The organism is Thermobifida fusca NBRC 14071 = JCM 3263 (assembly GCF_001592045.1).
Classification (GTDB): domain Bacteria; phylum Actinomycetota; class Actinomycetes; order Streptosporangiales; family Streptosporangiaceae; genus Thermobifida; species Thermobifida fusca.
Genome location: NZ_BCWB01000017.1, coordinates 278147 through 292526, shown reverse-complemented (window position 1 = coordinate 292526; position 14380 = coordinate 278147). Strand labels below are relative to the sequence as shown.

The 14380-nt window shown below is 65.7% G+C and carries 9 protein-coding genes; 7 read left to right on the top strand and 2 right to left on the bottom strand.

What is annotated here, in order from left to right; translation table 11 throughout:
* Positions 1-504: 504 nt before the first annotated feature.
* Positions 505-1035: an ATP-binding protein gene (locus TF1_RS04130; RefSeq protein ID WP_011291151.1), complete on the bottom strand. Its 531-nt coding sequence runs from the start codon at positions 1033-1035 to the stop codon at positions 505-507.
* Positions 1035-1382 (bottom strand): hypothetical protein, encoded by a 348-nt coding sequence (locus TF1_RS04125; RefSeq protein WP_016188298.1) that lies wholly within the window; start codon positions 1380-1382, stop codon positions 1035-1037. Before TF1_RS04125 ends, TF1_RS04130 begins: the two co-directional genes overlap by 1 nt.
* 181 nt (positions 1383-1563) lie before the next feature.
* Between TF1_RS04125 and TF1_RS04120 the strand changes: the two genes are divergently transcribed.
* The 7 genes from TF1_RS04120 (at position 1564) to TF1_RS04095 (ending at position 14281) form a co-directional block, all read left to right on the top strand.
* Entirely contained in the window at positions 1564-2415 is an 852-nt protein-coding gene (locus TF1_RS04120; RefSeq protein WP_016188299.1) for a helix-turn-helix domain-containing protein, read from the top strand.
* Positions 2412-2606: a DUF397 domain-containing protein gene (locus tag TF1_RS04115; RefSeq protein WP_011291155.1), complete on the top strand. Its 195-nt coding sequence runs from the start codon at positions 2412-2414 to the stop codon at positions 2604-2606. Before TF1_RS04120 ends, TF1_RS04115 begins: the two co-directional genes overlap by 4 nt.
* Before the next feature lie 368 nt (positions 2607-2974).
* Entirely contained in the window at positions 2975-3169 is a 195-nt protein-coding gene (locus TF1_RS15745) for a DUF397 domain-containing protein (protein WP_081430391.1), read from the top strand.
* 1127 nt (positions 3170-4296) lie between these two features.
* Positions 4297-8082: a hypothetical protein gene (locus TF1_RS04110; protein WP_011291156.1), complete on the top strand. Its 3786-nt coding sequence runs from the start codon at positions 4297-4299 to the stop codon at positions 8080-8082.
* Positions 8079-10823: a BREX-2 system phosphatase PglZ gene (gene pglZ / locus TF1_RS04105; protein WP_061783642.1), complete on the top strand. Its 2745-nt coding sequence runs from the start codon at positions 8079-8081 to the stop codon at positions 10821-10823. Before TF1_RS04110 ends, pglZ begins: the two co-directional genes overlap by 4 nt.
* Positions 10824-12149, top strand: a complete 1326-nt coding sequence (brxD, locus tag TF1_RS04100) for a BREX system ATP-binding protein BrxD (protein WP_011291158.1) — start codon at positions 10824-10826, stop codon at positions 12147-12149.
* Positions 12146-14281 (top strand): DEAD/DEAH box helicase, encoded by a 2136-nt coding sequence (locus tag TF1_RS04095; protein ID WP_011291159.1) that lies wholly within the window; start codon positions 12146-12148, stop codon positions 14279-14281. The genes brxD and TF1_RS04095 overlap by 4 nt, the downstream gene beginning before the upstream one ends.
* Positions 14282-14380 lie beyond the last annotated feature (99 nt).

The following is a 14380-nucleotide window of genomic DNA, read 5'->3' as shown; positions in this document are numbered from 1 at the left end:
CCGGGCTGGCGGAGAGGTAAAACGCCTGCGGAGGGCCGGTAAGACCGGCCCCGGAGTCTTCCGGGGAGGCGCGGCCCGATGAAACAGGAAGCCCGACCCAGTGACGGGTTGGAATCCCCCGGCTTCAGCCGTGGGGAGGAAGTCAACAGATATTCCTGGGCGGCGGCGGTAGATGCTCTTGCAGAGCGCTTCCGGGACGGCGCCGAGCCTGGCACCACTCGCGTTCGTTCGCGCGAGGTAAACAGCGCGGGGAGACACGGCTTCCGAGTGCCTGTGTTGCGCTGTTCTCCGCCTCCGTTGTCCTTTGATGAGACGCCCCTCCCACGTCTCTGTGCTGGAGTGCTTGTGGAACGTTGACGAGCATGGAAGCTCCCGTGGTGGAGTGGCTGGAAACAGTTTCGGGTGTGTGGGGCCACCGGCCACGGACCGGTGGCTTTGTTCTGTGCCGTGGTGTGGGCGAGGGGTCGGCACAGCAGCTTGAAGTCCTTGGGGTGGGGATCGGGATCAGAGGTTAGATCCGGGGAGGGGAGGATCGGGTAGTCGGGTGGCTCCCGGCGGGGCGAATAGCGCCCAGACGGTGTAGCCGCCGCTGTCGATGTTCCAATGGCCCCAGTCAGCGGCGAGAGCAGCTACCAGATGCAGCCCGCGTCCCCCGAGGGAAAGAAGGCCGGTGTCGGTGCGGGTGTGCGGGATGCTCGGCAGGCGGGTGTGCGGGTCTGCTTTGGGCCCCTGGTCGGCGACGGTGACGAGCACGAGGCCAGTGCGGAGGGCGGAGAGCGTCACCGAGATTTTGCCGCCATCGCCGCTGACGCTGTGGTGGCAGGCGTTGGCGAACAGTTCAGCTACCACCAGTTCGGCGTCGTCAACCGCGTGCGGGTAGTCGGCGAGACTGCGGCGGATGCGGTGCCGCAGCTCGGGACAGAACGCAGGGTCTCCGGGCAGTTCCCAGAACTCCGAGACGGTGAGCCGGCCGGGACCAGAACCAGGTGCGGACAGGTCGGGTTCCTGGTCGTTGGGGTTGGGAGGAGTGTCCATCAAGCTGCCTCCCGCAACGCGGCGCGCCGCGCAGCAACCGGGTTCACCCGGGAACGGGTGACCGCTCGGTCGAGGCCGCACAGTGCGGCAGCGGCGTGGTTGACCTGGGAGACGTGCGCGGTACCGGTGCGGCCCCAGATGAACCACTGGTTACCGGCGATGTCCTCCACCACGACAACGGGGACCAGCCGCGTGCGTGTGCGGACGTAGAGCACCGGGTGACTTGTGGCCGACAGGGCGATGAGGGCAGTGACGCCGAGGGAGCGGATGGCGTCAGCGAGCCGGGAGAGGTGGGCGGTGCGGTCGCTGGTCTGCTCTGTTAAGGGGAAGTGGCCGATTTCAGACATGGGAGAGCTCTTCACGCAGTGGAAGACTCCTGATGCCTTCCGTGAACACAGAGCACTATAGAACCGTTTCGATTGGTGTTTCTTATGTTTCTAGAAACATTTCTTGAGTGGTTGACAGGTTGGGACGGGAGCAACCCGAGCGACTAGGCTCTGTCCCAGCCCTAGACATGAGGAGGTTGCCATGACAGTCAGGCGGCCCACCGTGGCAGGCCGCGACCTCGGAAGCGAGTTGCGTGAGATCCGAGAAGAACGCGGACTGTCCATGCGGGAGGTCGCCCGGCGGCTCGACTGGCCCGCCTCCAAGCTCTCCAAGATCGAAACAGGGAAACAAGGGACGAAACGGGAGGATGTGGCTTCCCTGTTAGCGATCTACGGGATCACCGGGCAGAGACGGGACTACCTGGTGAACAAGGCGGGAAAGGTAGATAAGCCCGGGCACTGGGAGAAATCCGGGCTTGATGGCGGCCTCTCCAGAGAAACCAGAACCCTCATACGTCTGGAACGAGACGCAATCCAGATCCAGAGCGTCGAGCCGCTGCTCATACCAGGCCTGCTCCAGCTCCCCGAGTACACCCGCGCCCTTATGAAGGCATGCGGAGTACCGGAGCAAGATATCGAGGTTCGTGTTGCTGCTCGGCTAAGCAGACAGGCGATTCTGAGCCGGGAACCAGGCCCTGCCTTTCAGGCTTTCCTTGATGAGAGTGCCCTCCGACGTCCTGTACTCCCTCCCAAACTGATGGCGCGGCAGTTGCGCCACCTCGTGGAGACAGCCGAACGTCCCAACGTGACTCTTCGCGCTCTTCCATTCTCTTTAGGAGCACACAACGGCTTGGATGGCTCCTTCATGCTTCTCGACCTGCCCGAACAGAAATCCGTAGTGCTCCTGGAACATAAAATCTGTGCTCTCTTCCTGGAAGACGAGGAAGAAATCAAGTTCTTTAGAAAAGAAGTAGAGCGCTTGAACGAAGTAGCTCTCACCCACGTTGATTCCATCAACCTCATTGCACAGATCGCAAAGGAGCTGGAGGAATGAACACCGCAGGTAAGACGCTCGAGTGGCGTAAGAGCAGCTACAGCGGCCGGGACTACAACTGCGTCGAGGTCGCTGACCTCCCCGGTGCCACTGCTGTCCGCGACTCCAAGAACCCGGACGCCGCAGTGCTGGCTTTCCCCACAGCTGAATGGGTCGCGTTCCTGCAGGCAGCCCGGAGCAAGCACCTCTAGAACACCTGGTGAACAGGGTGGAGGAGGGCATGGAGACGCCCCGATCACAGCCCTGTTCGTCGGATAGCCGTTAGCTGCCTTTCCAGTGGTCTGCCGCAGGCCACGCCTACAAAGGCTTCCTGTGCTGAAACCTCAGGCATCCGGTTAGTAAGAGCTGTGATATCGAGGTTTTTCTTTGGAGTCGAAAGATTCATTGTAAACGAATCGGGGAAACCTACATCTAGCTCTCTGGGATGGATAAGTTTCTAGCTCTTTGAAGTAATATAGAGAGGTTTGAGTTTCACCTGTGGCTGTTGTGAAATAAGGAAAGAATCTCTCTTTGTGGGAATGTTTGACCGCGTCACACAGGATGTTCAAAGGTCTAGTGCATGGGCGCAACAGACAAGAAATTGAGGTGGCGTAAAAGCAGCTACAGTGGAATTAATGCGGATTGTGTTGAGGCCGCTGAGCTCCCTGGTGCTATTGCTGTCCGTGACTCTAAGCACCCTGAGGCTGGTGTGTTGTGCTTCTCTTCCGCTGAGTGGGTGGCGTTCCTCCGTATGGCGCAAGAAGAGCGTCACTGAAAGGCGGAATCTGGGCTTAGCAGCAGCCCTCTGAACCACATCGAGAGGTCCGGGTATATCTAGCTCCCGGTGTGGCTAGGAGGCTGGTGTTGCCAGACGTCGCTCAGGAGCCGCGGGACGTGGTGAGAGTCTCGAAGTGCTCTCGAGCAGCTGCTCTCTGAATCATTGACAGACTTCACCAATATGGATAACGCGAGAGAGCCATGGTCACCGACAACATCAGCGTGTCTGTTCAGGCCTGGCACATGTCGACCCTGATCTTGCGTTCAACGGCTTGACGAACACGGCTGGGGCGACGATCGGGACAAAATGACTCCGCTGCTGGTCGGGCTGGCTGAACTGCGCCCCTGGGTGCACCAGTAGCACACCACCCCGGATGAGTACGGGCAAAGCCCTGCTGACTACCTGGATGAAGACCTCGCCGAGCTCAAAGACCGCACCGACATCACCGACAGCGACATGCAAGCATGGCGACCTAAAACCACCACCCGCAGCCGTAAGCGAAGAAGAAGTAACGTCCATTGAATGCGGCGTCGAGGGCTGGAGTTAGGCGCTAGCCCTCGACGCCGCTGCTGTTCACGGCCCCGATCTGGCAGACAGGGCGCCCCGTCCGGACTGTTTTCGAGGGCTGAACGTCCTTGGACTCATCTGGAAACGGCAGATGGGCTTTTGAAAAGGCATAAAGCACCGGAAAAGATGGTGTTTCCGCTCTAGGGTCTAGATGACAGTCCACACAGGAACGGATGGTCTGGGGAGACGACTGTTCACATAGTGGGATACTCGCGGGCTCCCACCGGGACAGAGCTCGCAGCTATTGCGTCTCTGGTCCCTGGGGGCAACTTCCGAATTGCCCAGAAGCCGCTGGGTCCGTGTCTCTTGCAGGTACCAGTGTTTGCCGGAACCTCGTGACCGGAGCACCGCCAACAGAGCTATTGATGAAATCGTCGTTAACACATAAACTGGGGTGCGTTTCCGCTGTCGGACTTGTTGACACGGCCACGACAGACCGCGGACACCGCCACCAGTGACAGTCGTACCCTTGAGAGAAGTGCTGAACGGGGTCGGCGGCTCCCACCGGTCACCTGCGGCATACATCCCCTGAAATGCGAGAAGGGTTTCATACGGCGATGACGACATCCCACCCTGCCGCCAGCGGCAAGCGGTTCATCGGCGACCTCATCGAAATCCCCGAAGCGATCCACGACGGCGACCTCGTCTTCAAGGTCTCCGAAGGGACCGGGGGGGTCGACGAGGAGAAACAAGCCCAAGCGATCCGCGACTACGTCGTCACCCCACAGCTCGCCCGCAACTTCGACGAAGCCCTCACCACCATCAAAGGTGCGCTCGCCAAAGGCCAGTCCCGCGCCACCTACCTCAACGGGTCCTTCGGCTCCGGTAAAAGCCACTTCATGGCGGTCCTCCACGCCATCCTCCGCCACGACCCTGTCGCCCGCGGCCTGCCGCGGATGCCCGACATCCTCGCCAAACACGACGACTGGCTGGCAGGCAAGAAATTCCTGCTCGTCGCCAGCCACCTCGTCGACGCCGAATCCATCGAAGCCGCCATCCTCGGCGGATACGTGCGCACCGTGCGCCGCCTCCACCCAGATGCCTCCGTCCCACCCGTCTACCGGGCCGACGGACTGCTCGCCGACGCACGGGAACTCCGCGCCCGACTCGGCGACGAAAAATTCATCGCAGACCTGCCGAACCCTAGAGGAGCCACGGCATCCAGTGGATGGGGCAACACGCCCTGGGCTGCTCACTCGTGGACTTCTGAAAAACTCGACGAAGCCTTCAACGTTCCCGCCGGAACCACCGACCCTGAACAGGCCCGGCTCCGCAACAACCTGATCAGCGCCCTCCTCGGCAGCCACTTCAAACGCTACGCCGACGTCGTCCACGGCAAAGGCGAAGCCTTCGTCACCCTCGACGAAGGCCTGTCCCTCATCAGCCGCCACGCTAAAGAAGAACTCGGCTACGACGCTGTCGTCCTCCTGCTTGACGAGCTGATCCTGCGCTTCACCCGATTCCTCGGCGGCGACGAGGCACGCATCAACGCCGAAGCGCAGAAAATGTCCAAGCTGGTGGAATCCTCCGAGTCCTACCGGCCCGCCCCCATCATCAGCTTCGTGCCCCGCCAGCGTGACCTGCGCGACCTCGTCGGCACCAACGTCACCGGCGCCACCGGCGGCCTGTTCGACACCCTCAAATACTGGGACGGCCGCTTCGGCCACATCAAACTCGACGACAGCAACCTCAGCGAAGTCGTACGGCACCGGCTGCTGCGCCCCAAGAACTCTGAGGCTGCCGCGGAAATCAGCGCCGCCTTCGAGCGCATGGTCAACACCCGCCCCGAAGTGCGCGACACCCTCCTCGACTCGTCCGGCGGGGAAGCCGACACCTGGGACGACTTCCGCGCCCTCTACCCGTTCAGCCCGGCACTGCTGCACGTCATGGTCGACCTGTCCGCGGCCCTGCAACGCCAGCGCAGCGCCCTCAAACTCATGCAGCAGCTGCTCATCGACCACCGCACCACCCTGCCCGTCGGCCAGCTCGTGCCGCTCGGCGCCATCCTCGACGTGCTCGTTGCGGGGGAAGACAAACCCTTCCACGACCGGCTCAGCGTCGAATACGAGAAAATCCGCAACTTCTACCGCGACAAGGTGCGGCCCTGGCTGCTCAGCCGCCACAAACTCACCGAAGAAACCGCAGCCAACCTCGACGTGCGCAACCCGTTCCGCGCCGAAGACCTGCTGGTCAAAACCATGCTGCTGGCGGCCCTCGTGCCCAACGTGCCCGCGCTCAAAGAAATCACCGTCAGCCGGATGATCGCCCTCAACCACGGCATCATCCCCGCGCGACGCACCGGACAAGACATCGCGCGGACCGCCGCGTTCTTCCGGGAACTCAGCGCCCAATTCGGTGAAGTCCGCGTCGGCCCCGGCGACAACCCCACCATCAGCCTCAACCTGCTGCGCGTCGACACCGAATCCCTCATGCGCAGCAGCTACCACGCCGCCAGCGACCAGGCCATGCGGCGGCTGTTCAAACGCCTCCTGTGGGAAGAACTGGGCCTCGAACCGGACGCCACCCGCACCCACATCCTGTGGCGCGGCACCCTGCGCACCGTGGAACTCGACTTCGGCAACGTCAGGTCCGAAGACTCCCTCATGCGTCAGCGGTTCGAACCGGAAGACCCCGCGGCGATCCGGATCGTCATCGACTACCCCTTCGACGAAGGCACCCACAGCCCGGCCGAAGACCGGCAGCGCGTCCAGGTGCTCCGCGAAGAATTCGACAACCCGCCCGCCACCCTCGTCTGGCTGCCGCACTTCCTCTCCGAAAGCCGGCAACAGGACGCGCGACGGCTCCTCATGATGGAATACCTGCTCCAAGACGGCGTTATTGAAGAAAAAGCGCCCGACTGGAGCTCCGACGACCGCCGCGAGGCCTACAACCAGATCGACAACCAGGCCACCCAGCTTCGGGAACGGCTCCGCGGCCTGCTGCGCAGCCTCTACGGGGCCACCGAACCCGACGACACCGAAGTCGGGGAACGGGTCACCCAACACGTTGAAGCGTTCCTGCCCAACGTGGACATCGCCATCGAAGCGGGTAGCCAGCTCCGCGACGCCCTCCAACGCCTCGCCGGGAAACTCCTCGACCACCTCTACCCCGAACACCCCGACTTCACTGCGACCAGCGGGGCCCGGCGGGAAGTGCGCCGCAGCGACCTCAACGCGGTCCTCCACGCTGTGGAGAAAGCCAAAGCCGACAGGTTGCAGCGCTACGAGCCGGAAAACAAAAACGAGATCCAGGCGCTGCGGCGCGTCGCGCAACCGCTGAACCTCGCCACAGTCAGCGAAGTATTCGTGCTCCGCGATACGTGGCTGACCGCGCTCGACGACGCGGCGCGCACCGAATACGCCGACATCACCGACATCAAAGTCCGCGACCTGAAGAAGTGGATCCGCGAACGCGGCGACGGCAAAGGACTCCCCGACGACATCGTCGACCTGCTCGTCCTCGTCTACGCGATCCAATCCGACCGGGCATGGATCCGTGCGGGCAGACGCTACACCCAGGTCGCGATCGGCAGCCTGGAAGGCGACATTGTGCTGCGCCGCCAGCCCTTGCCCTCGGAAGAGGACTTCGCGATCGCCAACCAGCGGGCCAAACTGCTGTTCGGCCTGGAACCCCAGCCTGTCCGCAACGCGCGGGCCGTGCAGCGGCTTGCTGAACAGCTCAAAGAAAAAAGCGTTGACTGGTTTGCCGCTACCGAGAGTCTGCTGAGCCAGCTCCAGCGGCACACCGAGATGCTCGAACTTGACGAAGAAGCCCCGCGGCTGCGCACCGCGAACATCACCTACGACCTGCTAGGACAGATCCGCGGCCAAACCGAAGACAGCACGCTGATCACCGCACTCGCCCGCGCCGACCTGCCCGGAGACGCTGCTGTCTACAAGGTCAGCATGGAAACCGCTGCCAACGTGGCGGCAGCACTCGACGGCGCGCACTGGAAGTTCCTTCGCACCCTGGAGAAAATCGCCAAAGGCGCAGGCGAGCACGCCCCGGAGGCTAGGAGACTACTGCAAGAGCTCAGAACAGTAGCGCGCCACAACGAGCAGCAAAAGAAGCTCGCCACCGCGCTCGACCAGATCACCGGCGAGGCGATCGCGCTTATCGAAAAAAGCGTTGACCCCTCCACTCCCGGCGGTGAAAAGAAGGACGACTTCTCTGGCCCCAGACCGGTCACGCCTCCTCCGCCGCCTTCCTACACCAACGCCGAAACCACCATCCGGGTGTCACCCGGCGAGGACCCGGCCGCGGCCGTCGCTAACCTGCGCAGCAGGCTCAACATCCCTGAAGACACCGAACTTGAGATCATCGTGCGGGTGGTGCGCCGATGACCACTGCCACGACAACCGTTCCGCCCGTCACCGTTGACGCGGTCCGCGGCGCGCTCCGGCGCGCCCTCAAACGCCAGCAGCGGCGCGCAGAACGCGACCCCGCCGCGGCCCACGCCCGCGCGGTCGCCCTGCGTGCCGCCCCCCAATGGGCGGGACCCGACGAAATCACCGTGGACCACGACGGGCGCCACGTGAACGCCCGCGTCGTCCCCGCACCCACCGTGCTGGCGCTGCTCGCCGAACTCAGCCGGCCCCGAGACGCCGAATACCTGGTGCTCCTCACCCCATGCACCACCCAAGAACTCGGCAACACCCTGCTCTCCCGGCTCGTCGGGCAAGAAGTCTTCACCGTCAACAACTGGGAACTAGTCCTCGACCAGCTCGACCTGCGCCACCTCGACCCGCGCCTCTACTCCCGGGAATGGGCGTGGCTCGCCAACGCCCTCTACGACATCAGCCTCGGAACCGAGTGGCGGAAAAGCAGCACCATCCTCAAACTCGACGACGCCCTCCACCGGGTCGCTGCGGCCCGCTTCGGCTACGAGGACGCTGACCGGCTTGACGCGGCCGCACTCCTCGACTGGACCCGCGACCCTGCCCGCATCACCCAATACACGTCCCTGCCCGAAGAAGAACGCGTCGGGCTCCGCCACGCCCTTGAACAGCACATCGGCGCGGTCGCCACCGTCGTCTTCCGCCTCCTCGACCGGCAGCAGATCTCCGACACGCTGCCGCTCGGACTCGTCTTCCGCGAACTCCTCGACCCCGCCAACAGCAGCCTGCCCGGTGTGACCGAGACACGCATCCGCATCGAAGAACGCTTCCTCGGCGCACCCCCGCCCAGCCTCGACGAACTGCGCCGATTCGCAGACAACTGCGAAGCCGCGCTGCTCCGCCTCATGGACGGTGCGGAACACGACACCGCCATCAGCGCCAGCAGGCGGGCCGAAGAAATCCTCGCCGCCGTCGGCGCGGACGCGGTCGCCAACAACAGCCAACTCCTCGCCAGCGGACTCCACGCCCGGCTCGCCACGCTCGGCGAACACATCAGCGAACTCCTCCACCCCGGCAAAGACGATCCGCAACCCCGCGACCTGGGGCACGTCGAAGAAGCATTCACCCGAGTCCGCGACCACCGGCGCTGCGACCCCACCGCCCCCGAATTCGTGGGCGCGCTCAACGCGGTCCGCCTGCTCCGCTGGCTCGCCACCGACCCAGCACCCCCCACCACCGTCGCCGACGGGGTCGCCTCCCACATGGCCGTCACCGCGTGGGTGGACCGTGCCGCCAGCGCCCTATACACCTCCGCCACCGACAACCCGGCGCTCAGCGAGGCCTACCAGCGGCTCTACACGCGCGTCCGGGAACGGCGCGCCCGCATCGACGAAGCATTCGCCCGCCGTGTCGCCGCGTGGACCGAAGTGTCCTCGCACACCGACGAACTGCTCCTCGCCGAAAACCTCCTCAAACGGATCGCTGTCCCCGTCGCGAAACAGCAAGCCCCGCTCATCATCCTGCTCGACGGGATGAGCGCCGAAGTCGCCGTGCAACTCGGGGAAGACATCGCCGCCAGCGGACAATTCATCGAAGTCGCCCGCAGCGACCGGGGACGGGAAGGAGCACTCGCCACCCTGCCGTCCATCACCACCTGCTCGCGGGCCTCCCTGCTGTGCGGCACCCTCACCACCGGCGGGCAGAGCGACGAACGCGCCGGATTCGCCGCCTTCTGGCGGAAAGCCGCCGCCGGAGCCCGCCCCAGCGCCCTCTTCTACCAGCGGGAACTCGCCACCGGCCCCGGGGACCGGCTGCCCGCCGACGTCGAGGCGGCCATCGACGACACCGAACAGGTCGTCGCCGTCGTCCTCAACATCGTCGACGACTCCCTCGCCACCGGCCGGGAAAGCGACACCGCGACCTGGCGGGTCCACCGCATCGGGAAACTCCGCACCCTCCTCGACACCGCGCACCGCGCCCACCGGCCCGTCATCCTCGTCTCCGACCACGGCCACGTGTGGGACCGCGACGAAAACCGCAAAACCAGTGACGGGGAAGCCGCCCGCTACCGCACCGGCACCCCCCACGACGGGGAAATCCTCGTCACCGGCGACCGAGTGCTCGCCGGAGGCGGCAGCATCGTCGTCCCCTGGGACGAACGCATCCGCTACACCTCCCGCCGGGCCGGATACCACGGCGGCATTTCCACCGCCGAAATGGTCATCCCTGTGCTCGTGTTCCTCCCCGGCAAAGAACTCCTCCCCGACAGGTGGGAAACCCTGCGGCCCACCCAGCACGAACCCGCCTGGTGGAACCAGTCCATCGCCACCCGCCTTCCCGACGACACCACACCCACCCCGAGACGGGCTACACGCGCCCCCGCCGTCGACGACGACAACGCGCTCATCAGCCGCGCCGAAGTCGTGCGCAGCCTCGGCCAGCGGATCGTCGACACGGCCGTGTTCGCCGACGTCCACCAGCAAATCCCCAAGAGTCCGCCCAAGGAAGAAATCGCGGCCGTCATCGACACGCTCGCCGAAGTCGGAGGCGACCGGCCCCGCCTGCCCGTCGAACGCGTCGCTGAAGCCGCTGGGAAAGAACCCTTCCGCGCGGCACGATTCCTGAAAATGGTGGCCAAAGTCCTCAACGTGGAAATGTTCCCGGTGCTCGTCCTCACCGACGCCGACCGAGCCGTGGAACTCAACATCCCGCTGCTTAAAGAACAATTCCCGGAAGGTGCCTCCTAGGTGAAAACCGTCAGCGCCGCCCGCCGCCGCGAAGTCCTCGACGCGCTCCGCCGCGGAACCGTGCCCCAAAACGGCCTCGACCTGTTCGCCGTCGGACTCGACCGGTACGAAACCGTGCTCGACGAGGAACTCGCCGCCGTAGGCGCGGGCAGCGCAAGCTTCAAAGCCGTCCGCGGCGAATACGGTTCCGGAAAAACCTTCTTCTCCCGCTGGCTCGCCGAACGCGCCAAACGCGCCGGCTTCGCCGTCACCGAAATCCAAATCTCCGAAACCGAAACCCCGCTGCACCGGCTCGAAACCGTCTACCGGCGGCTCACCGAACGCCTCGCCACCGCCACCCAGCCGCCCAGCGCCCTCCGAGAAATCGTCGACAACTGGGTCTACACCCTCGAAGAAGACGTCCTCGACCACGGCACTGTGCCCAGCGGCGACGAACACGCCCTCACCCAAGCCGTCGCGGAACTCCTCGAACAACGCCTCGCCGGAGTCGCCCGCAGCAGCCCCGCCGTCGCCCTTGCCCTCCGCGGCTACCACCGCGCCCAAGCCGAAGGGCAGCACGCCATCGCAGACGCGCTCGTCGCCTGGCTCGGCGGACAACCCAACGTGGCCGCCGCCGCGAAACGCTACGCCGGAATCAAAGGCGACCTCGACCACTCCGGGGCCCTCGCTGCCCTCCAAGGCCTCCTCACCCTGCTCCGCGACTGCGGCCACCCTGGGCTCCTCATCGTCCTCGACGAACTCGAAACCCTGCAACGCGCCCGCTCCGACACCCGCGACAAAGCCCTCAACGCGCTCCGCCAACTCATCGACGAAATCACCGCCGGCCGCTTCCCCGGCCTCTACCTCGTCATCACCGGCACCCCCGCCTTCTACGACGGGCCGCAAGGCGTGCAACGCCTCGCCCCCCTCGCCCAACGGCTCGCCACCGACTTCATGCCCGACCCGCGCCACGACAACCTGCGGGCCGTCCAAATCCGCCTCCCCAGCTTCGACCTCGACCGGCTCCACCAGCTCGGCACCACCGTCCGCGACCTGTACGCCAACGGAGCCGAAGCCCCCGACCGGATCCGCGCCCGCGTCGACAACACCTACATCCGCGACCTCGCCCAAGCCGTCGCCGGAGAACTCGGCGGCCGTGTCGGAGTAGCCCCCCGCCTCTTCCTCCGCAAACTCGTCGACGTCATCGACCGGGTCAACGACATCCCCGACTTCGACCCGCGCATCCACTACCAGCTGACCGTGCGCGCCAGCGACCTCACCGAAACCGAACGCAACACCTGGACCCCGCGCGCCGCATCCGCCGATGAGGTAGAACTCAGCCTGTGACCGCCCCCACCAGCTTCGACCTGCTCCACCCCACCCTCGCCTACCACGTCGCCAACACCCTCGGCTGGCCCACGCTGCGCCCCCTCCAGCGGGAAGCCCTCGCCCCCCTCATCAACGGCGACGACGCGGTCCTGCTCGCCCCCACCGCGGGCGGCAAAACCGAAGCCGCTGTGTTCCCCCTGCTCACCGCCATGGCCAACCAGCAGTGGGACCGCGTCTCCGTGCTCTACGTGTGCCCGCTCAAAGCCCTCCTCAACAACCTGCTGCCCCGCCTCCAGGGCTACACCGGCTGGCTCGGCCGCACCGCCGCCCTCTGGCACGGCGACGTCACCGCCGCGGCCCGGCAGCGCATCCTCCGCACCCCGCCCGACGTGCTGCTCACCACCCCCGAATCCATCGAAGCCATGCTGGTGAGCACCACCGTCGACCACCGCGCCCTCCTCGGCAACGTCCGCGCCGTCATCGTCGACGAAGTCCACGCATTCGCCTCCGACGACCGCGGCTGGCACCTGCTCGCCGTCCTCGAACGCCTCACCCGGCTGTCCCAACGGCCCCTGCAACGCGTCGGCCTCTCCGCCACCGTCGGCAACCCGCACGACCTCCTCACCTGGCTGCAAGGCAGCAACGCGGGCAACCGCCCCGGCCGCGTCATCGCCCCCGGTGTGCCCCGGGTCAGCCCAGCCGCAGCGAAAAACGGGCCACCACCCGGCGAAGTCGAACTCGACTACGTGGGCTCCCCCGAGAACGCCGCCACTGTCATCGCCGCCCTCCACCGCGGCGAAAAACGCCTCGTCTTCTGCGACTCGCGGCAACTCGTCGAACGCATCGGCGCGGCCCTCCGCGCCAAAGGCGTCACCGTGTTCCTCTCCCACGCCTCCCTGTCCGTCGACGAACGCCGCCGCGCCGAACAAGCCTTCGCGGAAGCCCGCGACTGCGTCATCGTCGCCACCAGCACCCTCGAACTCGGCATCGACGTCGGCGACCTCGACCGGGTCATCCAAATCAACGCGCCCGCCACCGTCGCATCCTTCCTGCAACGCATCGGCCGCACCGGGCGCCGCCCCGACACCACCCGCAACTGCCTGTTCCTCGCCCTCAACGACATGGGCTTGCTCGGCGCGGCCGGGCTCCTCCACCTGTGGGGACAGCATTGGGTGGAACCCGTGCACCCCACCCCCGAACCCCGGCACATCGTCGCCCAACAACTCCTCGCCCTCAGCCTCCAAGAACCCAAAGTCGGAGAACGGCTGTGGACGGAATGGTGGAACGGGCTCGCACCCTTCACTGAAGGGGAGCCGATCCTCGCCCACCTGCTCCGCGAAGGATTCCTCACCAGCGACAACGGCATGCTCATCGTCGGCCCCGAAGCGGAACGCCGCTTCGGGCACCGGCACTTCGCGGAACTCACCAGCGTGTTTACGGCCCCGCCCGAATTCACCGTGCTGCACGGCCGCACCGAAATCGGCCGCACCAACCCGGCGCTGCTGTCCGCAGCCGAACCCGGGGAAGGGCCGCGGCTGCTCCTGCTCGCCGGCCGCAGCTGGGCTGTGACCGGAGTCGACTGGAAACGGCGCCGCTGCTACGTGGAACCCGCAGACAGCGGGGAAGGACGAGCCCGCTGGGACTCTGGGACTGTGCTCGGCTGGTCGTTCGAACTAGCGCGGGCCGTGCGCGACGTGCTTCTCGGCACGGATCCACCCGTGAAACTGACCCGACGTGCCGTCGACGCTTTAACGCACGCCCGAGACCGGCACGCCGACCACGTGCACCCCGACGGCACCGTCATCACCCGCAGTAACGGGGAACTGCGCTGGTGGACGTGGGCGGGCACGCGCGCCAACCTCACCCTGCGCGCCACCCTCAGCGGGATTGTTGACCCGGGCCAGCAGGTCCGCGACACCCACCTGCGGTTGAGCGGGGACGTGGACCGGACCCGGTGGCGGGCCATCCGCACGGCTGCCGCCGAGCGCATCGTGCTGCCCGAAGTCGACGACAAAGCCCTGCACGGGCTGAAATTCACCGCAGCGCTCCCTCGCCACCTCGCCGAACGCACGCTGGCCGCCCGGCTCGCCGACGTTGCAGGGGCACGGACTGCGCTCACCGAACCCACTCGGTTCGTCGTGGGGGAGTAGGCCCTCAGGCTGTGCGATGGGTCCGTTCTTCGCCCGGCGCGACCAGGGGAGCGAGGGGCCTGCGGCTGTGCTCCTTTTCTCGAGCGTGGGTGGCTGCTG

Bases quoted from the DNA above. Each gene is read 5' to 3' on its own strand.
- TF1_RS04130 (WP_011291151.1), bottom strand. From the start codon at position 1,035: ATGGACACTCCTCCCAACCCCAACGACCAGGAACCCGACCTGTCCGCA.
- TF1_RS04125 (WP_016188298.1), bottom strand. From the start codon at position 1,382: ATGTCTGAAATCGGCCACTTCCCCTTAACAGAGCAGACCAGCGACCGC.
- TF1_RS04120 (WP_016188299.1), top strand. From the start codon at position 1,564: ATGACAGTCAGGCGGCCCACCGTGGCAGGCCGCGACCTCGGAAGCGAG.
- TF1_RS04115 (WP_011291155.1), top strand. From the start codon at position 2,412: ATGAACACCGCAGGTAAGACGCTCGAGTGGCGTAAGAGCAGCTACAGC.
- TF1_RS15745 (WP_081430391.1), top strand. From the start codon at position 2,975: ATGGGCGCAACAGACAAGAAATTGAGGTGGCGTAAAAGCAGCTACAGT.
- TF1_RS04110 (WP_011291156.1), top strand. From the start codon at position 4,297: ATGACGACATCCCACCCTGCCGCCAGCGGCAAGCGGTTCATCGGCGAC.
- pglZ (WP_061783642.1), top strand. From the start codon at position 8,079: ATGACCACTGCCACGACAACCGTTCCGCCCGTCACCGTTGACGCGGTC.